The sequence below is a fragment of the Leucobacter holotrichiae genome (assembly GCF_055791005.1).
In genome coordinates this window covers 329,384-350,294 of sequence record NZ_JBVUAC010000002.1, presented here as the reverse complement: position 1 = coordinate 350,294, position 20,911 = coordinate 329,384, and the positions used below count along the sequence as shown (strand labels likewise).

Sequence of the window (20,911 nt, the reverse complement as noted above, 5' to 3'; positions counted from 1 at the left end):
TGGCACAACAACATCCTTCCAGACCCACCCCTCGGGCAAGCCAGATCAGATGTCACCTATTCGTGCAGCAGACCCGATCGTGGAGCTCACGGACGCGATCGCGGAGGGCCTCGCCCGTCCCTGAACCGATTCTCGCGATCGAGGTGCTGGTCACAGTGGGAGTTTTCTGCTAGCGTTGCTGGGCCGAACTCTCAGCGTTTCCGTGCGCAAGCCTCGCAGGTGCCGCTTTTCTCCCGTCTCGTAGACCGCTTCTCCATGAATGTCAGTGGTTGTCGGTAGTGTGCGTGCATCGACCTCACCACCTCTAGGAAGGATTCCGGTGGCTCTTCTCCAACTGACCCTGCACCACGCGAAACGGTACTGGCCGTTCGTCGTCGCGGTGCTCGTACTGCAATTACTCGCAACCATCGCCGCCCTGTGGCTGCCCAGCCTCAACGCCCAGATCATCGATCGCGGCATCATGACGGGCGACACCGACTTCATCTGGAGCACCGGCGGTGTCATGCTGCTCGTGTCGCTCGGGCAGCTCGTGACGGCGGTCGGCGCGGTCTACTTCGGCGCCCGCGCGAGCATGGGCATCGGCCGCGATCTGCGCCGCCGGGTCTACCGCAAGGTTGACTCGCTCTCCACGCTCGAGGCCACCCGCTTCGGGGCGGGCACGCTCATCACGCGCGGCACGAACGACGTGCAGCAGATCCAGATGCTCGTGCTGATGACCTTCAACTTCATGGTCACCGCGCCGATCATGGCGATCGGCGGCATCATCATGGCGCTCCGCGAAGATGCGGGGCTGTCCTGGCTCGTGTGGGCCTCGGTGGCGGTGCTCGCGGTCATCGTGGGCTTCCTGGTGTGGTTGCTGCTGCCGCTGTTCCGCAAGATGCAGGAACGCGTCGACGCGATCAACGGCGTGCTGCGCGAGCAGATCATGGGCATCCGCGTCGTGCGCGCGTTCGTGCGCGAGGATTTCGAGGCCGATCGCTACCAGACCGCCAACCGCAACATCACCGAGGTGTCGGTGAAGGTCGGCAACGTCTTCGTGCTCATGTTCCCCGTCATCATGATGGTGCTGCACATCGCGACCGGCGCGGTGCTGTGGTTCGGCGGGCACCGGGTCGACGCCGGCCTGGTCGAGGTCGGATCTCTCACCGCGTTCCTGCAGTACCTGCTGCAGATCCTCATGGCGGTCATGATGGGCGTCTTCATGACCATGATGATCCCTCGCGCGGTGGTCTGCGCCGAGCGTCTGCGCGGACTGTTCGACACGACCTCGGAGCTCTCCTTCCCGGAGGCGGAGACCGTCCCCTCGCCGCAGGCGGGGCGCGTCGAGTTCTCCGGGGTGACCTTCGGGTTCCCCGGCGCCGAGCTGCCCGTGATCAAGAACGCGTCCTTCGTCGCCGAGCCCGGCAAGACCACCGCGATCATCGGCTCGACCGGTTCCGGCAAGACGACACTGCTGAATCTCGTGCTGCGTCTCTTCGACCCGCAGAGCGGCAGCATCTCGATCGACGGCGCACCGGTGAGCGAGCTGACCCGCGAGCAGCTGGCCGCCGCCGTGAGCCTCGTGCCGCAGCGCCCCTACCTGTTCTCGGGCACGATCGCCTCGAATCTGCGCTTCGGCAACGAGCACGCGACCGATGACGAGCTGTGGCAGGCGCTGCGCGTCGCGCAGGGCGAGGACTTCGTGCGCGCGAAGGAGCACGGCCTCGACGAGCCGGTCTCGCAGGGCGGCACGAGCGTCTCCGGCGGGCAGCGCCAGCGGCTCTCGATCGCCCGCGCGCTCGTGGCGAAGCCCCGCGTCTACCTGTTCGACGACTCGTTCTCGGCGCTCGACGTCGCCACCGACGCCAGGCTGCGCGAGGCGCTGCCGTCGGCGACGGAGGGCGCGACAACCATCATCGTCGCGCAGCGCGTTTCGACGATCACCGAGGCCGACCAGATCCTCGTGATGGAGGACGGCGAGATCGTCGGGCGCGGCACACACGAGCAGCTGCTCGAGAGCAACGCGGTGTATCAGGAGATCGTCGAGTCGCAGCTCGAAGCGGCCGACGCGAGCGGAGGTGTGGCCTGATGGCGCGCAAGAAGAAGCAAAACGCCGGCTCGGCCCCCGAGGGCGCGGTGACCACCGCGACAGACGAGTTCGAGCTGCCCGACGACTACCAGCCCGATAACGACGACTGGTCGGGTTCGCAGCCCGTCAAGAAGGCGAAGCACTTCTGGCCGTCGGCGAAGCGGCTGTTCGGCCTGCTCGCGCCCGAGAAGGGGCTGTTCTCCTTCGTCGTCGTGCTCGTGGTGTTCTCGGTGGTGCTGACCGTGATCGCTCCGAAGGTGCTCGGCCAGGCCGTCGACGTCATCGTGACGGGCGTGATGGGGTCTCAGATCGACTTCGGGCACCTCTCGCGACTGATCCTCGCCGTGATCGCGCTGTACTTCGTCGCCTCGGCCCTGATGTGGCTGCAGGGTTACATCCTGAACCGACTGGTGATGCGCATCGTCTACGGCCTGCGCGAGGACATCGAGGCGAAGCTGAACCGACTGCCGCTGAGCTACTTCGACAGCCGCCAGCGCGGCGACGTGCTGTCCCGCGTCACGAACGACGTCGACAACATCCAGCAGGCGCTGCAGCAGGCGTTCTCGCAGCTGGTGCAGTCGCTGCTGACCGTCATCGGCATCACCGTGATGATGTTCGTGGTGTCGTGGCAGCTCGCCCTGATCGCCCTGATCGCGCTGCCGCTCTCGGCCGTGATCGTGGGCATCGTGGGCGTCCGGGCTCAGAAGCTGTTCGTCTCGCAGTGGAAGTACACGGGCGCGGTCAACGGTCACATCGAGGAGTCGTTCACCGGCCACGAGCTGGTGCGCATCTTCAACCGCGACCGCGAGATGGCCGAGGAGTTCGACCGCCGCAACGAGGAGCTGTTCCAGGCCGCCTACCGCGCGCAGGCGCTGTCGGGCACCATCATGCCGTCGATGCAGTTCGTGCAGTACCTCACCTACGTGCTCATCGCGGTCGTCGGCGCGCTGCGCGTCACCGGCGGCCAGATGACGCTGGGCGACGTCACCGCGTTCATCCAGTACTCGCGCGAGTTCGCGCAGCCCCTCGCCGAGATGGGCGGCATGGCCAACATGCTGCAATCGGGCGTCGCCTCGGCCGAACGAACGTTCGAGCTGCTCGATGCCGACGAGCAGGAGCCCGAGAACGCCGCGGAGAGACTGCCCGAGCGCAGCGAGGGCCGTGTCGTGTTCGAGAACGTGTCGTTCAGCTACGATCCGGCCGAGCCGCTGATCGAGGATCTGTCGCTCACGGCCTCGCCGGGCGAGACGGTCGCCATCGTCGGGCCGACGGGCGCGGGCAAGACCACGCTCGTCAACCTGGTGATGCGGTTCTACGAGCTGAACTCCGGCAGGATCACGCTCGACGGCGTCGACATCACCCGGCTGTCGCGCGCCGAGCTGCGCGGGCACGTCGGCATGGTGCTGCAGGACGCGTGGCTGTTCGACGGCACCATCCGCGAGAACATCCGCTACGGCCGCCTCGACGCGAGCGACGACGAGGTGGTCGAGGCCGCACGGGCCACGATGGTGGATCGCTTCGTGCGCCAACTGCCCGACGGATACGACACGGTGATCTCCGAGAACGCGTCCTCGCTGTCGGCGGGGGAGCGCCAGCTGCTCACCATCGCGCGCGCGTTCATCGCGAACCCGTCGCTGCTGATCCTCGACGAGGCCACCTCGTCGGTCGACACCCGCACCGAGGTACTGGTGCAGCAGGCCATGCAGGCGCTGCGCACCGACCGCACCTCGTTCGTGATCGCGCACCGGCTCTCCACGATCCGCGACGCCGACACTATCCTCATGATGGAGAACGGCAGCATCGTCGAGCAGGGGTCGCACGAGCAGCTGCTCGCCCGCAAGGGTGCCTACTACGAGCTCTACCAGGCGCAGTTCGCCGGTGAGGTCGACGAGGCGCACGCCGAAGAGCTGTTGACCGGGGCGATTCCCGTCGCCACCGGCGAGCCCCCGCTCGGAACCGGTGCGGCGCACGCGCCGGAAGGCGGGCAGTAGCTCAGTCGGAGCGCGGGCGGTGAACCATCACCGCCCGCGCTTTCCGTATCCGCGGCTAAGCTGAGACCCAAACACGGGGAGGACAGAGCATATGAGGTCACTGTCGAACGACCTGGCCGTCACCGGCGGCTCGGACAACACGGTGTTCATCGTCGTTGCGATCATCGTCGTCGTCATCGCGCTCGCGCTGATCCTGTTCGGCGTCATGCGCAAGCGACGCGCATCAGCGACGGACGGAGCGGAGCCGGAAGCCGGGGTGCCGTCCCCGGTGAAGACGGGAGTGCCGGAGACACCGGCGTCGAGCGCTGACCTCGAATGATCCGACCCCACGATTCGATGCGGGCGGGGTGCGTCCGGTAGACTGACATGGCTCCCCACGTGGCGCTATCTTCGGAAACTCCCCCAGGGCAGAAATGCAGCAAGGGTACCGGGGCTCTAGCGGGTGCGTGGGGAGTCTTATCTTTCCGCGCTACGCTGGGCACATGACTTCAGCAGGCGCCGCCGTCGTCGGAGCAGGCCCGAACGGCCTCGCCGCGGCCGTCACTCTCGCTCGTGCCGGAGTGCCCGTGACGGTCTACGAGGCGGCGGAGACCATCGGCGGCGGAACCCGCACCCAGGAGCTCGTGCACCCGGGCGTGCTGCACGACGTCTGCTCCGCGATCCACCCCATGGCCCTCGCCACCGGGTTCTTCCGGGCCTTCGAACTCGAGCGCCGCATGGAGTTCGTGATCCCAGAGGTGTCGTATGCGAACCCGCTCGACGGCGAGGCGGGGCGCTGGGGCGGCGGGGCTGATCGCGCGGCGCTCGCGTACCGCGACCTCGAGCGCACGGTGGCCGAGCTGGGCCGTGACGGTTCCGCGTACGCGCGCTTCTACCGGCCGCTGCTGAACCACCTCGAGGGCGTCGTCGATTTCGCGCTCGGCGGGTCGATGCTGCGCTGGCCGAGCGATATCCCATCGGCGATCCTCACGGGCCTGCGAACCCTCGAGCAGGGCACGCCCCTGTGGAACGCCCGCTTCCGAGAGCAAGCGGCGCCCGCCCTCATCTCCGGGGTCGCGGCGCACAGCATCGGCCGCATGCCGAACCTGGCCACGGCCGGCGTCGGGGTCGTGCTCGGCGCGCTCGGGCACGCGCGCGGATGGCCGGTACCGGTGGGCGGATCCCGAGCCATCACCGACGCGCTCGCCGCCGACCTGCTCGCCCACGGAGGCAGGATCGAGACCGGCCACCCCGTCAGCGACGTACGCGAGCTGAGCGCATTCAAGGTGAAACTCTTCGACACGTCGGCGCGCGGGCTGGCCCGGATCGCCGGCTCTGCGCTGCCCGGACGCTACCGGCGGGCGCTCGGTCGCTTCCGCTACGGGGACGCCGCCACGAAGGTGGACTTCGTGCTCGACGGGCCGATCCCCTGGAAGGATCCGCGGGTCGCCGCCGCGCCGACCGTGCATCTCGGCGGCAGCCGCTCCGAGGGGGCCGCAGCCGAGCTCGAGGTCTCGAGGGGGAGGCATCCGAGGCAGCCGTACGTGCTGCTCGCGCAGGCGGCGGCGTTCGATCCGGCCCGGGCTCCGCAGCGCGAGGGCGGTCGGGAACTGACGCCCATCTGGAGCTACACGCACGTGCCGAGCGGCTCGACCGTCGACATGTCGGACGCGGTGATCGCGCAGATCGAACGGTTCGCACCGGGATTCCGGGATCGGATCGTCGACCTGCGGGTGATCACGGCGGCCGAGTTCGCCGACTACAACCGCAACTACGTCGGGGGCGACTTCAGCGCCGGCGCCGTCTCGGTGCCGCAGTTGCTCGCGCGCCCCGTGATCTCGGCGGAGCCCTGGCGCACGCCCGCAGCGGGCATCTACCTCTGCTCCTCCTCTACGCCGCCCGGGCCGGGGGTGCACGGTCTCTCCGGGTGGTACGCCGCCCGCTCTGCGCTGCGGCACGAGTACGGTCTGCCCGAGCCCGACCTGGGGTTCGACGGCTCCTGATCCTGATCGGGAGCGACAAAGAGCGACCCCGCGAATGTCAGCGGCCCGGCATAGGGTGGAGAACGTGGCAGCAAGCATCTATCTCACCTCGGCCGAGGGGCGCACGGGCAAGAGCGCGGTGGCGCTCGGCGTGCTCGACGCCCTGCTCGCCGACGCTCCGCGCGTCGGCGTGTTCCGCCCGCTGATCCGCGCGGGCGGCGAGCGGGATCGCGTGCTCGACCTGCTCCACTCCCGGGCCACGGCCGATGCGCCCTACAGCGCCTGCGTCGGGGTCACCTATGAGGAGGCGCACGCTGATCCCGACGCCGCTATGGCCAGCATCGTCGCGGCCTTCCGACGGCTGCGAGACCGCTGCGATGCGGTGGTCGTGGTCGGGTCCGACTTCAGCGATGTGGCCGCTCCGACCGAGCTCGCCTTCAACGCTCGGATCGCCGCGAATCTCGATACCCCGGTGCTGCTGGTGCTGGGCGGTCGCTCGAACGATGAGGCGGAGCACCTCGGCCAGCAGCCGGCCCGCACCGCGACCGAGATCGCGCAGCTCGCCGAACTCGGCATGGCCGAGCTGCGCAGCGAGCATGCGGAGGTCCTCGCCGCGCTGGTGAACCGGGCGGATCCCGAACGCCTCGACGAGATCGAGCGCGCGGTGGCGGCCTCCCTGCCCGAGGGGCTCCCGGTCTGGGCGCTCCCCGAAGAACTCGTGCTGGTGGCACCGCCGGTGACCGAGGTGATCGAAGCGGTCAACGGTGAGCTGGTGCGCGGCTCCGAAGAACTGCTGGCCCGCGAGGTGCGCGACGTGGTGATCGCGGGCATGTCCATGGAGAACGTGCTGCCGAGGCTGCTCGAGGGCGCTGCGGTCGTGATCGCCGCGGACCGGGCGGAGACGCTGCTCGCGGTGACGATGGCGCACGAGGCGCCGACCTTCCCCACGATCGCCGCGGTGGTGCTCAACGGGGGCTTCGAACTGCCCGGCCCTGTGGAGCAACTGCTCGACGGCGTCGATTCGACGCTGCCGATCGTGCGCACGAGCTTCGGCACCTTCGACACGGCCCGGCGCATCTCCCGGGCGAGGGGGTTGCTCACCGAGGAATCCCCGGCGAAGTTCGACACCGCACTCGCGCTCTTCGCACAGCACGTCGACGGGGCCGTGCTGAGAGAACGGCTGCGCTTGCATCGGGGAGGTGTGCGCACACCCGTGATGTTCGCCTACGACCTCTTCGAGCGAGCTGCCGCCGCGAACGCGCACATCGTTCTTCCCGAGGGCGGTGACGACCGGATCCTGCGTGCCGCCAGCACCCTCCTGGCGCGAGGCACGGTGCGGCTCACGATCCTCGGCGACGAGGCGGCGGTGCGCAAGCGGGGCGGCGAACTCGGTCTCTCGATTGACGCCGCCGAGGTGATCGATCCGCTCGCCTCGCCGCTGCGCGAGCGTTTCGCCGCCGAGTACGCACGTCTGCGTGCGCACAAGGGCGTCACACTCGAACAGGCTCACGACGTGATGCGCGACGTGAGCTACTTCGGCACCATGATGGTGCATCTCGGGCTCGCCGATGGGATGGTCTCGGGGGCCGCGCACACGACGGCGCACACGATCCGTCCGAGTCTGGAGATCATCAAGACGAAGCCGGGCGTCTCGGTGGTCTCGAGCGTGTTCTTCATGGCGCTGGCAGATCGGGTGCTGGTCTACGGCGACTGCGCGGTGAACCCCGATCCGACAGCGGCTCAGCTGGCCGACATCGCCGTCTCCTCCGCCGAGACCGCTGCTCAGTTCGGCGTCGAACCGAGAGTCGCGATGCTGTCGTACTCGACCGGTGAATCGGGATCGGGTGCCGACGTCGACAAGGTGCGCGAGGCGACCGCGTTCGCGCGAGCCGCGCGCCCCGATCTGCTGATCGAAGGGCCGCTGCAGTACGACGCCGCCAGCGACCCCGCCACGGGCGAGGCGAAACTGCCCGGCTCGGCCGTTGCGGGCCACGCGACCGTCTTCATATTCCCCGACTTGAATACCGGCAACAACACCTATAAAGCGGTGCAGCGCTCGGCCGGGGCCGTCGCCGTCGGCCCGGTGCTGCAGGGGCTCGCGAAGCCGGTCAACGATCTCTCCCGCGGCGCGACCGTGGAGGACATCCTGAACACGGTGGCGATCACCGCTGTGCAAGCCGGCGAGCAGCGCGGATCCCGCGAATAACACGGTAGGAGCGTCATGTCAGTGCACACCATCCTGGTGGTCAACGCCGGCTCTTCGTCGGTGAAGTACCAGCTGATCGACCCCGAGACGGAGGCGCGTCTCGCCTCCGGACTCGTCGAGCGAATCGGAGAGGCCGAAGGGCGCCTGGTGCACCGCAGCGACGACGGGCGCAGCGAGGAGCGGAGCGTTCGTGTGCCCGATCACACCTCAGCGTTCTCGGCCATGGTCGACGCCTTCGAGCGGGCCGGCACGCCGGTCATGGCGCTCGGTATCCGAGCGGTCGGGCATCGTGTGGTGCAGGGCGGCAGCCTGTTCGTCGCGCCGACGCGCATCGACGATGCGGTGGCCGAGCAGATCCTCGAACTCGGATCCCTCGCGCCTCTGCACAACCCGGGTCAGTACCAGGCCATCGTCGCCGCTCGCGAGATGTTCCCCGAGGTGCCGCACGTCGCGGTGTTCGACACGGCCTTCCATCAGACCATGCCGGAACGCGCATACAGTTACGCGATCGACGCCGAGGTCGCTGAGCATCACGGCATCCGCCGCTACGGATTCCACGGAACGTCGCATCAGGTGGTGTCGCGTCGAGCCGCCGAGTATCTGGGGCGCCCGCTCGAGTCGTTGCGGCAGATCGTGCTGCATCTCGGCAACGGGGCCTCGATGTGCGCGATCGACGGAGGCAGATCCCTAGACACCTCGATGGGGTTCACACCGCTCGAGGGGTTGGTGATGGGTACGCGCAGCGGCGACATCGATCCCGGTGCTCTGCTGCATCTGCTGCGCGCCGGGTACGCTGCCGACGAGCTCAACCGTCTGCTGAACCACGAATCCGGGTTGATCGGCTACACGGGCAGCGGCGATTTCCGCGACGTACGCGCCGCAGCCGACGGGGGCGATGCGGCGGCTCGACTGGCGATAGAGGTCTATGTGCACCGGATCCGCCACTATCTGGGGGCCTACCTCGTCGAGCTGGGCGGCGCCGACACCGTGGTATTCACCGCGGGTGTGGGCGAGAACAACGCGGCGCTGCGGGCGGAGGTGTGTGCCGGGCTCGAATGGTTCGGGATCCGGATCGACCCCGAGCGCAATGGGTCGAGCGCCTCGGGGGCGCGTCGCATCAGCGCCCATGATTCCCGCGTCGAGGTGCTCGTGGTACCGACCGATGAGGAAGCCGAGATCGCGCGGCAGACCCGCGCGCTCGTGGGGTGAGAGCGGGCGCTGGCAGCGAGATTCGAGACGCCGGGCCGCCGTTTCGCGTCCGAAACGGAAGCGGTTCGGTGCTGCGGGCGAACGGACCGAAGAATGTCAGAGGTCGCAGGTAGCATTGACCCCGTGGTTGCCGCACTGTATCGCCGTTATCGGCCAGAATCGTTCGCCGAGATGATCGGTCAGTCTCAGGTGACCGAACCCCTCATGACCGCCCTGCGTACCGGGCGCATCGGGCACGCGTACCTCTTCAGCGGCCCTCGGGGCTGCGGCAAGACGACCTCGGCGCGCATCCTCGCGCGGTGCCTCAACTGCGCGGAGGGACCGACGGACACGCCGTGCGGCGAGTGCCCGAGCTGCCGCGAGCTCAGCCGAGACGGCGGCGGGTCGCTCGACGTCGTCGAGATCGACGCGGCGAGTCACGGCGGCGTCGACGACGCGCGCGACCTTCGCGAGCGCGCCGTGTTCGCGCCCGCCCGCGACCGCTTCAAGATCTTCATCATCGACGAGGCGCACATGGTGACGCCGGGCGGCTTCAACGCCCTGCTCAAGATCGTCGAAGAGCCGCCGCCCCACGTGAAGTTCGTGTTCGCGACCACCGAGCCCGACAAGGTGATCGGCACGATCCGATCGCGCACGCACCATTACCCGTTCCGCCTCATTGCCCCCGGCACCCTCGTCGACTACGTGCAGTCGCTCTGCGACAGCGAAAGCGTTCGAGTCGAGCCGGGCGTGCTGCCGCTCGTGGTGAGGGCCGGCGGCGGATCGGTGCGTGACACGCTCTCGATACTCGACCAGCTCATCGCCGGTTCCGAGGGAGACCTCGTCACCGCCGAGCGCGCTGCCGGGCTGCTCGGTTTCACGCACGCCGAGCTGCTCGACGACGTGGTGGCAGCACTCGGCGCCCACGATTCGGCCGCCGCCTTCCGTGCCACAGACCGCGTGGTGCAGACGGGACAGGATCCGCGACGCTTCGTGGAGGATCTGCTCGAGCGGTTGCGCGACCTCATCGTGGTGAGCGCGACGACGGTCGACGGTGCGGCGGCGGTGTTCCGCGGTGTGCCGCAAGACCAGCTCGCGCGCATGTTCGAGCAGGCTCAGAGCTTCGGCGCCGGTGAGCTCTCGCGCATCGCCGACGTCGTGAGCGGGGCACTCGACAAGATGGCCGGCGCCACGGCGCCTCGACTCCAGCTCGAACTCATGATCGCTCGTGCGCTCGTCGCCCAGCAGAACGCTCCCCAGGCGGCCTCCGCGCCGCAGCGCGCTGCGGCTTCCGGTGGAGGTGCTGCGCAGAGCGGGGCCGGCCGGCTCGGGGCGGCGCAGAGCGGAGCAGCTGCCGGAGGGGCTCAGACCGGTGCCGCGGGTTCGGCCGCAGCTCGAGCCGAGCAGGGCGGATCGCCGACGCCGGTTGCGGGGGGCCAGAACCAGCCCGTGCAGCAGGCATCGCGTCCCGACCCGCTCGCCGCGGTCGCCGCGGCCCGGGGCGCGGCGACCGGGGACTCCGAGGAGGCGCGGCCGAACGCAGCAGAGACGGCAGCCTCGATCCGTGAATTCCTGCGGGGAGACCCGGCTGGGGCGGATCCTGCCGGCGCTGTGCCTGCTGATCCGACTGCGGCAGAGGCTGCAGGCGCTGCGCCTGATCCGACTGCGGCAGAGGCAGCCGGGACAGGCCCGGCCGATCCCGCTCCGGCGGCCCACCCGAACGCGGGTGCCGCAGGTTTCGGTCGGCCCATCTCGGAGGTGCTGAGCGCGGCGCAGCTCGAGGGGATCGGGCGCGATTCGGCATTCCAGGCGCCTCCCGCCCCGGCCGAGCAGCAGCCCGCGCCGCAGACGCCCGTCGATGCCGCCGAGCCGCGCAGCGGCGAAGCGGAAGAGCGGCCGCAGTCGCAGCGACCCGTAGCGCCGGCCGCGGCTCCCGGGGGCGACGATTCGCAGGCACCGCGAGATCTCTCGCAGACGGATGCTTCGAGCGCAGCCGAAACCGGGGCCGACGAAGCAGGGGAAGCGGAACCCCCTGGGTCGGGCGGCTTCGACGACCTGATCGAGCTGTGGCCTGAACTGCTCGAAGAGATTCTGCACGCCGACCGAGATGCGTGGAACGCAGTCCGGGTCGTCACCCCTCTGGGGCTCGACGGGGAAGTGCTCACCGTCGGTCTCGCCTCGCAGTCCGACCTGGCGGCGTTCAAGACCGTGGGGGCGAACCCGCTCCGCGAGACGATCAACGCTGCCATCGGCATCAACGTCAAGTACGTGCCGAAGCGCATCGCACCCGGCGCCCGTGAGTCCGGGCCGCAGGGCGAGAGCTCCCAGAGCGGGCCGCAGCGCGAGCCCGACGCAGAGGAGCCTCATCGAGCGGGTGAGCCGGGCACTCCGAACGGCCTGTCCTCTGACGACCCGGTGGCGCGAGCAGCAGCCCGGCTGAGCGGGCTGGGACCGGCTCTGGCGGCACCCGCCTGGGCCGATCCGCCCCCCGCTCCATCAGCCGAGCCGGCCGCGGCACCAGCCGAGCCGGCCCGGGCACCCTCGCCGGCTCGGACAGTGGAATCGGGGTCCGCTTCTGCCGTAGATAGCGGCTCCGACGGGAGAGGCTCGGCCGAGCCTGGCCCCACCGAATCGGAACCAGTCGAACTGGGCTCTGGTGCAGCGGGCCCTGTTGCATCAGGACCTACCGAGTCGGGTCTCGTCGAACCGGGCCCTGTCGAACAGGGGCCTGCCGATTCGGATACCGACGGCTCGGGCCACCGTGAACCGGGCCCTGCGGCTCGGAGCGATTCGGGAGCCGCGATCCCGCATCCCGCCGCGCAGCCGGATGACGACTACATCCCGGCGTCATACGACCCGGACGGCGACCCGTACGCCGGTATGACGGGCGACCCGTACGCTGATGGGGGAAGCACGCCGGATGCGGTCGGCGCCGGTCACGTCACGAAAGCCGCGCAGGCAGCGGCGATCCCGGAACCGGCGGTGGAGACGGCATCGAAAGCGCCTGCGCCCGCGCCCGATCCTTCGCCCGAGACCGACTCGAGCGCGGCGAAGCGCACCGCCCCGACCTTCACCCGCTACGGGGAGGCGGTCGTGCGCGAGGTGCTCGGAGCGCGATTCGTCGAGGAGCGCCCGCTCCCGCCGCGCGCGCCCTGACCGAAGCTCACCAGACCCCTCGACCCACTCCTGAGGAGACCCACTCGTGTACGACGGCATCGTCCAAGATCTGATCGACGAGTTCGGCAGGCTGCCCGGCATTGGCCCGAAGTCGGCGCAGCGCATCGCGTTCCACATTCTGCAGACCCAGAACTTCGACGTATCGCGCCTCGCCGAACTGCTCACCGAGGTTCGCGAGAAGGTCAGGTTCTGCGAGGTGTGCGGCAACATCACCGAGCAGGAGCGCTGCTCGATCTGCCGTGACCCCCGCCGCGACCAGACGCTGATCTGCGTCGTCGAAGAACCGAAAGACGTGGTCGCGATCGAGCGCACCAGGCAGTACCGGGGGCTGTACCACGTGCTCGGCGGGGCGATCAGCCCCATCGACGGCATCGGGCCCGACGACCTCAGCATTCCGGCGCTCATGCGTCGCCTAGGGGAGGCAGAGGTGCGCGAGGTCATCATCGCGACCGACCCCAACCTCGAGGGGGAGGCGACAGCTGCGTACCTCTCGCGGCTCTTGACGAGTATCGAGGTGCCCGCCTCGCGCCTGGCCTCCGGCCTGCCGGTCGGCGGCGATCTCGAGTTCGCCGATGAGGTCACCCTGGGCCGCGCCTTCGAGGGGCGCCGCGTCATCGACTGAGATACCGGGGCGGGGGAGGCGGGCGAAATCGGGGTCGCTTGCGGCTCTTCCAGGACTCGGGAAACGCCGCAAGCGACCCCGATTCCGGCGGAGGAGGCCGGCGGCGGTCGTGCAGGATACTCCCGAGCACGCCCTGAGACCAGCCCCTGGACTCGGCACCCGCGCGAACGCGACCCTGGAAGCGTGGACATGCGAGCAGCGCGAAGGGAGCGACGATGAACGGGCAAGAGCCTCGGGGGGCGCAGGATCCGCGAGAGCCGCGGGATCTGCGAAGCCCTTCCTCCGAAGATCGCCGTCGTCGCGACCCCACCAGTATGAGCAACCAGCCCGCACTCCAGACCTCGACGGGCAGGATCTGGCTCGTGATGGGCGGCCTCTTCGCCGCGCTGAGCATGATCCCGCTCGTCGCCCTGGCCGCCGGGGGCGGCCCCTCCATGCCGCTCGCCGTGACGACCATCGCCGCCGTGGTCGTGCTCTACGCGGCGATGATCGCGATCAGATTCACCGTGGAGCAACGGCAGCGGAGGCTGTGGTGGATGGCCGCCTGCATGCTGATGATGGCCGCCGTAGCGCTGATCGGCGTGTGGAGCTCGGCGATCGCCGAGGCGGCCTGAGACGGTCTGTCGCTCCGTTCGCCGCCGGAGCGCACGCGGAAGGCGTCTGATGCGCCCCGCCTTCCGGTAGACTGGCCTCTCGCGTAGTTTTGAGGAGGACCCGCGTGGCGTTGATCGTGCAGAAATTCGGGGGCTCGTCAGTCGCTGACGCGGAGAGCATCAAGCGCGTTGCAAAGCGCATCGTCGAGACCCGCCGAGCAGGCAACGAGGTCGTCGTGGCCGTGAGCGCCATGGGCGACACCACCGACGAGCTGCTCGACCTCGCGGCTGCGTGCACCCCGATCCCAGCCCCGCGCGAGCTCGACATGCTGCTCACCGCGGGGGAGCGCATCTCGATGGCGCTGCTCGCGATGACCATCAAGGGGATGGGGATCGAGGCGCTGTCGTTCACCGGCAGCCAGGCCGGCATGATCACGACCGCCGAGCACGGCTCCGCGAAGATCGTCGACGTGACGCCCGGGCGCGTTCGCGAGGCGCTCGAACAGGGCGCTGTCGCGATCGTGGCGGGCTTCCAGGGTTTCAGCCGAGACTCCCGCGACATCACCACACTCGGGCGGGGCGGATCCGACACGACCGCGGTGGCCCTCGCAGCTGCGCTGGGCGCCGACGTCTGCGAGATCTACACCGACGTCGACGGCATCTTCACGACGGATCCCCGAATCGTGCCCAAGGCTCGCAAGATCGACGCCATCTCGGCGGAGGAGATGCTCGAGCTCGCCGCCTCCGGCGCCAAGGTGCTGCACCTGCGCGCCGTCGAGTACGCCCGTCGGCACGGCGTCGCACTGCACGTCCGCTCCTCGTTCTCGGACGAGCAGGGCACTATCGTCTACGACCCCGAGAAGGGGCATCCGAAGGGAGATCAGGTGGAAGAGCCGGTCATCACAGGTATCGCCGCAGAGAAGAGCGAGGCCAAGGTCACGGTCGGCGGAGTGCCCGACGCTCCGGGCAAGGCCGCCCAGATCTTCGAGATCGTGGCGAAGACGCACGCGAACGTCGACATGATCGTGCAGAACGTGTCGGCCGCCGACACCAACCGCACCGACATCTCGTTCACCATCCCCCTCGGAGACGGCCGTCGCGTGATCGAGGCGCTCGAAGCCGAGCGCGCGACCCTCGAGTTCGAAAGCCTGCAGTACGACGATCAGATCGCCAAGGTCGCCGTCGTGGGCGCGGGCATGCGCACCAGCACGGGAGTGTCGGCGCAGCTGTTCCGTGCGCTGTACGAGGCCGACATCAACATCGAGATGATCTCGACCTCCGAGATCCGCATCTCGGTGGTCACCCGAGCCGACCTCATGGACAAGGCCGTGCGTGTGCTCCACACCGCCTTCGGCCTCGACTCCGACACCGACGCGACGGTCTACGCCGGCACCGGCCGCTAGGCCGCCAGAAGGAGAGAACACATGGCAGAGCAGCAGAGCTTCAACGTCGCGGTCGTCGGCGCGACCGGTCAGGTGGGGGCGGTCATGCGCCGCCTGCTCGACGAACGCGACTTCCCGATCAAGAGCCTTCGTCTCTTCTCGAGCGCCCGATCCGCGGGCAGCGTGCTCGAGTTCCGCGGCGAGTCGATCACGGTCGAGGACGTCGATACCGCAGACAAGAGCGGCATCGACATCGCGCTCTTCTCCGCGGGCGGCACCGCCTCCAAGAAGTACGCGCCCGAGTTCGCCGAGGCCGGAGCGATCGTCATCGACAACTCGAGCGCCTGGCGCCTCGACCCCGAGGTGCCCCTCGTGGTCAGCGAGGTCAATCCTCACGCGATCGACGGCATCGTCGCGGCCGGCAAGGGCATCATCGCGAACCCGAACTGCACCACCATGGCGGCCATGCCTGTCATGAAGGCACTCGACGGCGAGGCCGGCCTCGAACGCCTGATCGTCACCACCTTCCAGGCGGTGTCGGGTTCGGGGCTCGCCGGTGCGCGTGAGCTGGCGAACCAGGCGGTCGCCGCGGTCGAGTCCGGCGACCTCGAGCGACTCGTGCACGACGGCTCGGCGGTCGCCCTCCCCGAACCCGAGGTCTACGTGAAGCCCATCGCGTTCGACGTGCTGCCGCTCGCCGGATCCATCGTCGATGACGGCGCCGGCGAGACCGACGAAGAGAAGAAGCTTCGCAACGAGAGCCGCAAGATCCTCGAGCTGCCCGATCTGCTCGTCGCGGGCACCTGCGTGCGCGTGCCGGTCTTCACCGGGCACTCGCTCTCGATCAACGCCGAGTTCGCGCGCCCCATCTCTGCTGACCGCGCCCGCGAGGTGCTCGCCGAGGCCCCCGGAGTCGAGCTGAGCGATGTGCCGACGCCGCTCGAGGCGGCGGGCCAGGATCCCTCGTTTGTGGGACGCATCCGCGAGGATCAGTCGGCCCCCGAGGGTCGCGGCCTGGTGCTCTTCATCTCGAACGACAACCTGCGCAAGGGCGCGGCGCTCAATGCCGTGCAGATCGCGGAGGCGGTCGGGGCGAAGCTCGCGGCGTAGTCGCTGCGGGGAGCGGGGGTGCGGATCCTGATCTGCACCCCCGCTTTCGTCTGTCAGCGAGGCCCACGCGGGTTCCTGACCCGAGCGGAGCACGGGCGCAGCAGGGAACCAGCCGGGACCGTCTGCCTCGGCAGGGGCCGTCCGCGGGCACCGGTGGCGGCTACCGAGCTGCCTCGAGAGTGATGAGGGTGGCCTCGGGGCGGCACGCGAACCTGACGGGGGCGTAGATCGAATTGCCGAGCCCCGCGCTCACGTTCAGGAAGGCCGCGTGGTGGGCGTCGTACCAGACGCTGAGGCCTCGGGCCTGAGCCGTGGGCAGGTCGCAGTTCGAGGTGAGCGCGCCGATACCGGGCACGCGCACCTGGCCGCCGTGGGTGTGGCCCGCGAAGATCAGGTCGACCCGGTCGTCCAGCAGCTCGCCGAGCGCCTCCTGGTAGGGCGCGTGCACGACGCCGAGGCGCAGAGGTGCGGCCTCATCCGAAGCGATTGAGGCCGGAGCTCCGCCGTCAACGGGAGACTGCGCAGAGGACTCGGCAGACGACTCCGCTGCGCCTCCGGCGACGATCGTGCTCAACGCATCCCGCATAGCGCCCGCATCGTCGAAGCGGATGTGCGGGTCGTTCAGCCCGAGCAGCTCGATTCGGGTGCCCTTGATCTCGAGACGCGCAGCCGAGTTGTTGAGATCGATGGCGCCGAGCCGTACGAGCCCCTGGGTCAGTGCGGCGTTATCGATATCGGGCTCGCGGGTGCTGAGACGACTCGGCTCCTTGAGGTACTTGACCGGATTCTTGAGGATCGGGCCGTAGTAGTCATTGGACCCGTGCACGAACACCGTGGGGGCTCGCTCGATGAGCGGTGCCAGAGCCCGCAGCAGTGCCGGGCGGGCCTCCGGGTGCCCCATGAGGTCGCCCGTCAGTACCACGAGGTCGGGGCTCAGCTCCACGAGGGAGCGCACCCACTCGATCTTGCGGGTCTGCCAGGGGGCGAGGTGCAGGTCGGAGAGCTGCAGCACGCGGAGCGGTGCCGCGCCCTCACCCAGCAACGGCAGCGTGTGCCGCCGCACGGTGAAGAGACGCCGCTCGATGAGCGTGGACCAGACGGCGACCCCGACCGCGGCCGTTCCGAGAACGGCCGCGGCGGAGCGTCGAGAGGTGTTCACGGCGTCAGTCATCGCACGAGAGGGTCAACGTGATCCGCGAACTCACCCGGGCCTCGGAGCCGCTCTCCGGGGAGACCGATACGACCTCGTCATTGCGCGGGTTCGCCTTGCCGCCGGCCTCGCACGCGAAGGCGACCGATGAGAACCCGGCCCGGTTCAGGGTGGATTTCGCGTCGTTGCCCGTCTCGCCGACCAGCCCGCCGGGAACCTCCGCGGCCTGGCCGTTACTGCGGTAGACGGTTACTCCAGAGCCCAGCGGCACCGACGAGCCGCCGGCGGGATCGCTGCTGGCGACCAGCCCCTGCGCGACGGAGGAGTCGACCTCGCCGCCGTCCACGACGGAGAACCCGACATCGTTGAGCATCTTCGACGCCTCGTCGAAGGACTTGCCCTTCACATCGGGGACGGTGACCATCGTCTGGCGGATCGATGCCTGCGAGGGCTCGGGGAACGCGGAGCCGCCATACTTCTGGTCGGCCACGTTCATCATGGCCGGCCAGATCGTCTGGTCGGCGTACATGAGGTTGCCGAAGGGCATGGTCGAGACGCGCGCCCAGGTGCCGTCGGGCAGCTGGATCGGGTCGGCGTTGCCCACCCAGGTGGCGGTCGAGACCGTGGTGCTGGATCCGACGGTCCAGTTATCGACCACGTCGTCCGTGGTGCCCGTCTTCGCGAGGTGCGGGATTCCGGTAGCCGAGCGAGCATGGCTCGCGAGCCCGTTGTTCACCGTGTACTCGAGTGCGTAGGCCACACCCGCGGCGACCTCGGGGGAGAGCGCCTCGGAGCACTTGCTCTTGGTGAACTTCACCTGCTCGTTGTTCGAGTCGAGGATCTGGTCGATCGGCACGGGTGTGCAGACGGTGCCGTCGCCGGCGAACGCGCCGTAGGCGGTGGCCATGGTGATCGGGGCGATCTCGTCGATACCGCCGTAGACGTTCGAGGGCACGACCGACAGGTCGCGGTCATCGCCGTTCAGAGTCGGGACCCGGATCTGGCCGACCTGCTCCTGGCTGATGTAGCCCGCATCGGCCTCCTCCTGCGTGAATCGCGGCTGGTCGGAGGCGCGATGGATCCCGAGCTTCTGAGCGGTGGCGAACGTGTCGCAGAGGTCCATTCGCTGCTGCATCGAGACCAGGCCGCCGTTGACGGACTTCGCGATCGCGGTGAGCACGGACTGATTGCCTCGTGTGCCCTCGTTGTCGTTGGTGAACTTGAACGATCCGAAGCCGTAGACCCCGTCGGGCAGGCACGAGGCCTGGAAACTGCTCTCCTGCACCGTGCGGCTGTTCACGTTCACTCTGTCCTGAACGGAGTGCCCCGAGCGGATCCACTCGGCGAGAGTGATCGGTTTGAACGTCGATCCGACCTGGAAACCGCTCGAGCCGCCGTATTCCTCATCGGTGTTGTAGTTCACCGTGGTGTACTCGGGGTTCGATTTCAAGAAGTCGTCGGCGTCGTTGAAGGGCCGGTTCTGCACCATCGCCAGCACCCGACCGGTGCCGACCTGCGTGCTGACGCTCGCGCCGCCCACCTTGATGCCGTCCATGAGCGCCGGAACCGTGTTGCGCATCGCCTCCAGGCCGGCCGCCTGCATGTCGAGGTCGATCGTCGTGTAGATCTGGAAGCCGCCGCGGTTGAACCTGAACTGGCGCTCCTCGGGCGTATCGCCGAAGGAGGGATCCTGCTTGATGTAGCGCAGCACGTAATCGCAGAAGTGGCCGAGGCCGAAGTTCTGCTCGGCGACGTAGCAGCCCTGCACGCGCGGGGTGATCTTCGGTTCGATCGGGGTGGCGACGGCCTCGTCGTACTGCGCCTGGGTGATCTTGCCGTGGCGCAGCATGCTGCCGAGGATCTTGTCGCGGCGCTCCTTGTTCGCGTCGAGGTTGTCGGGAACATCGAGCTGGTACAGCGACGGATTGTTCACGATCGCGACGAGGCTCGCGGCCTCGGCGAGCGAGACGTCCTTCGCAGACTTGCCGTAGTAGTACTGCGCTGCCGACTCGATGCCGTAGATCTGACGGCCGAAGAGGGCGATGTTGAGGTACCCGAGCAGGATGTCGTCCTTCGAGTACTGCTTCTCGATGCTGATCGCGTAGCGCATCTCCTTGAGCTTGCGATCCGCGTCCTGACGCATCGCGTCCTCGTAAGCCTTGTCGCGCTCATCCTTGTCGAGGATGGCGTACGCCTCCTGGATGAGCACGTTGCGCACGTACTGCATGGTGATAGTGGACGCGCCCGAGAGGCTCTGCCCGGCGGCGTTCTGCAGCACGGCGCGACTCGTCGCGAGGATGTCGACGCCGCCGTGGGTGTAGAACCGCGGATCCTCCTCGGCGACCGCCGCGTCCTTCACGAACTGCGAGATGCTGTCCCACTCGACCGTCTCGCGGTTCTGATCGTAGAACGTGGCGAGCTCGTACACCGTCGTGTCGGCACCCGTCGCGTAGAGCGTGGACGGCTCGGCGAGCTGGCCCGGGTCGAGGTGGCTCGGGAGCTTCTCGAAGATATCGACGGCGGTCTTCGCGGTATGCCCGCTCAGCGCGACGACAGGGGTGACGGCTGCGGTGACGAGCACTCCGGCGATGACGCTCATGGCGATCGCGCCGAGGATGCCGCCGAGGGCACCTCCCGCGCTGCGTGGCCTGAAAGTGCGTACGCGCGCGGACATGGATGTCTGACGGGTCATAGAATCTAGGGTAGGCGACATAGCTGAAAAAACAGCAATGCGGGCGGCTTCGCGGTCGCGCGCGCCGTCGTCCGGACCGTATCGTCACCGCATACCGAGGGAGATCCGCACGTGAGTGAATCGACCGAAGCACCTCGCTGGGAGTACTTCGTCACGCCGCTGCTGCTACACAACGAGGCACAGATCCTCAACAACTGGGGAGCCCAGGGATGGGAGCTGGTGCAGATCATCGAGGGCCCGGCGGGCGGCAACGTCGCATATCTGAAGAGGAAGGCCTGAAATGACGTCTGTGATCGAGGAGCGCCTGAGCGATCTCGGCTTCGAGGTTCCCGAGGTAGCCGCGGCCGTGGCCGCCTACGTCCCCGCCCTGCGCGACGGCAACTACGTCTACACGGCGGGCCAGCTGCCCTTCGTGAACGGCGGGCTGCCGGCGACCGGCAAGGTCGGCGAGGGTGAGGGGCTCGTCTCGCCTGAGCAGGCCGAGGAGCTCGCGCGTCTCTGCGCGCTCAACGCGCTCGCCGCCGTCCGCGGCGTCATCGGCTCGCTCGACAAGATCGTGCAGGTCGTCAAGGTGACCGCGTTCGTCGCCTCCGATCCCTCGTTCACCGGGCAGCCGGGCGTCGCCAACGGCGCCTCGGTGTTCCTCGGCCGCGTCTTCGGCGACCTCGGGATCCACGTGCGTTCGGCGGTGGGTGTCTCCGTGCTGCCGCTCGACGCTCCGGTCGAGATCGAGTTCGTGTTCAAGGTCGAGGACTGAGCGACTCGCGCCTG

The 20,911-nt window shown here is 68.7% G+C and carries 15 protein-coding genes and 1 other RNA gene; 14 read left to right on the top strand and 2 right to left on the bottom strand.

The genetic code is table 11. The features are described from left to right. Nucleotides 1-319 precede the first annotated feature (319 nt). The 12 genes from AC0KXF_RS05325 to AC0KXF_RS05270 all read left to right on the top strand — a co-directional run bounded on the left by AC0KXF_RS05325 (nt 320) and on the right by AC0KXF_RS05270 (nt 16,298). The gene (locus tag AC0KXF_RS05325; RefSeq protein WP_473108192.1) at nt 320-2,068 is read left to right on the top strand and encodes an ABC transporter ATP-binding protein; all 1,749 of its coding nucleotides are present in this window, start codon (nt 320-322) and stop codon (nt 2,066-2,068) included. Further along, nucleotides 2,068-4,059, top strand: coding sequence for an ABC transporter ATP-binding protein (locus AC0KXF_RS05320; RefSeq protein WP_473108191.1), 1,992 nt, complete (start codon nt 2,068-2,070; stop codon nt 4,057-4,059). The genes AC0KXF_RS05325 and AC0KXF_RS05320 overlap by 1 nt, the downstream gene beginning before the upstream one ends. 91 nt (nt 4,060-4,150) lie before the next feature. Then, the gene (locus tag AC0KXF_RS05315) at nt 4,151-4,378 is read left to right on the top strand and encodes an LPXTG cell wall anchor domain-containing protein (protein WP_473108190.1); all 228 of its coding nucleotides are present in this window, start codon (nt 4,151-4,153) and stop codon (nt 4,376-4,378) included. A 46-nt stretch (nt 4,379-4,424) separates the two neighbouring features. After that, an RNA gene (ffs, locus tag AC0KXF_RS05310) (signal recognition particle sRNA small type) lies at nt 4,425-4,521 on the top strand. A gap of 20 nt (nt 4,522-4,541) precedes the next feature. Beyond that, nucleotides 4,542-6,041 (top strand): phytoene desaturase family protein, encoded by a 1,500-nt coding sequence (locus tag AC0KXF_RS05305; RefSeq protein WP_473108189.1) that lies wholly within the window; start codon nt 4,542-4,544, stop codon nt 6,039-6,041. A 64-nt stretch (nt 6,042-6,105) separates the two neighbouring features. Beyond that, nucleotides 6,106-8,226: a phosphate acetyltransferase gene (gene pta, locus AC0KXF_RS05300; RefSeq protein WP_473108188.1), complete on the top strand. Its 2,121-nt coding sequence runs from the start codon at nt 6,106-6,108 to the stop codon at nt 8,224-8,226. 21 nt (nt 8,227-8,247) lie between these two features. Continuing rightward, complete coding sequence (locus AC0KXF_RS05295; RefSeq protein WP_473108200.1) at nt 8,248-9,435, top strand: acetate/propionate family kinase; 1,188 nt, start codon at nt 8,248-8,250, stop codon at nt 9,433-9,435. A 123-nt stretch (nt 9,436-9,558) separates the two neighbouring features. Beyond that, nucleotides 9,559-12,570 carry a DNA polymerase III subunit gamma and tau gene (locus AC0KXF_RS05290; protein ID WP_473108187.1) on the top strand — a complete coding sequence of 1,004 codons (3,012 nt, stop codon included), beginning with the start codon at nt 9,559-9,561 and terminating at the stop codon, nt 12,568-12,570. A 46-nt stretch (nt 12,571-12,616) separates the two neighbouring features. Continuing rightward, nucleotides 12,617-13,213, top strand: a complete 597-nt coding sequence (gene recR / locus AC0KXF_RS05285) for a recombination mediator RecR (protein ID WP_223044847.1) — start codon at nt 12,617-12,619, stop codon at nt 13,211-13,213. A gap of 314 nt (nt 13,214-13,527) precedes the next feature. Next, nucleotides 13,528-13,827 carry a hypothetical protein gene (locus AC0KXF_RS05280; protein ID WP_473108186.1) on the top strand — a complete coding sequence of 100 codons (300 nt, stop codon included), beginning with the start codon at nt 13,528-13,530 and terminating at the stop codon, nt 13,825-13,827. Nucleotides 13,828-13,931: 104 nt separating this feature from the next. Further along, complete coding sequence (locus AC0KXF_RS05275; protein ID WP_473108185.1) at nt 13,932-15,209, top strand: aspartate kinase; 1,278 nt, start codon at nt 13,932-13,934, stop codon at nt 15,207-15,209. A 21-nt stretch (nt 15,210-15,230) separates the two neighbouring features. Further along, on the top strand, nt 15,231-16,298 hold the full coding sequence (locus AC0KXF_RS05270; RefSeq protein WP_473108184.1) for an aspartate-semialdehyde dehydrogenase: 1,068 nt from the start codon (nt 15,231-15,233) through the stop codon (nt 16,296-16,298). A 160-nt stretch (nt 16,299-16,458) separates the two neighbouring features. On the opposite strand, the gene AC0KXF_RS05265 is transcribed toward AC0KXF_RS05270, so the two are convergent. Then, entirely contained in the window at nt 16,459-17,469 is a 1,011-nt protein-coding gene (locus AC0KXF_RS05265) for a metallophosphoesterase (RefSeq protein ID WP_473108183.1), read from the bottom strand. Further along, nucleotides 17,462-20,140, bottom strand: coding sequence for a transglycosylase domain-containing protein (locus AC0KXF_RS05260; RefSeq protein WP_473108182.1), 2,679 nt, complete (start codon nt 20,138-20,140; stop codon nt 17,462-17,464). The genes AC0KXF_RS05265 and AC0KXF_RS05260 overlap by 8 nt, the downstream gene beginning before the upstream one ends. A gap of 111 nt (nt 20,141-20,251) precedes the next feature. Here AC0KXF_RS05260 and AC0KXF_RS05255 point away from each other — a divergent pair, with 111 nt between their 5' ends. Beyond that, nucleotides 20,252-20,419: a DUF4177 domain-containing protein gene (locus AC0KXF_RS05255; RefSeq protein ID WP_017883616.1), complete on the top strand. Its 168-nt coding sequence runs from the start codon at nt 20,252-20,254 to the stop codon at nt 20,417-20,419. Nucleotide 20,420: 1 nt separating this feature from the next. Next, entirely contained in the window at nt 20,421-20,897 is a 477-nt protein-coding gene (locus tag AC0KXF_RS05250) for a RidA family protein (protein ID WP_223044843.1), read from the top strand. The last annotated feature ends 14 nt before the right edge of the window (nt 20,898-20,911 follow it).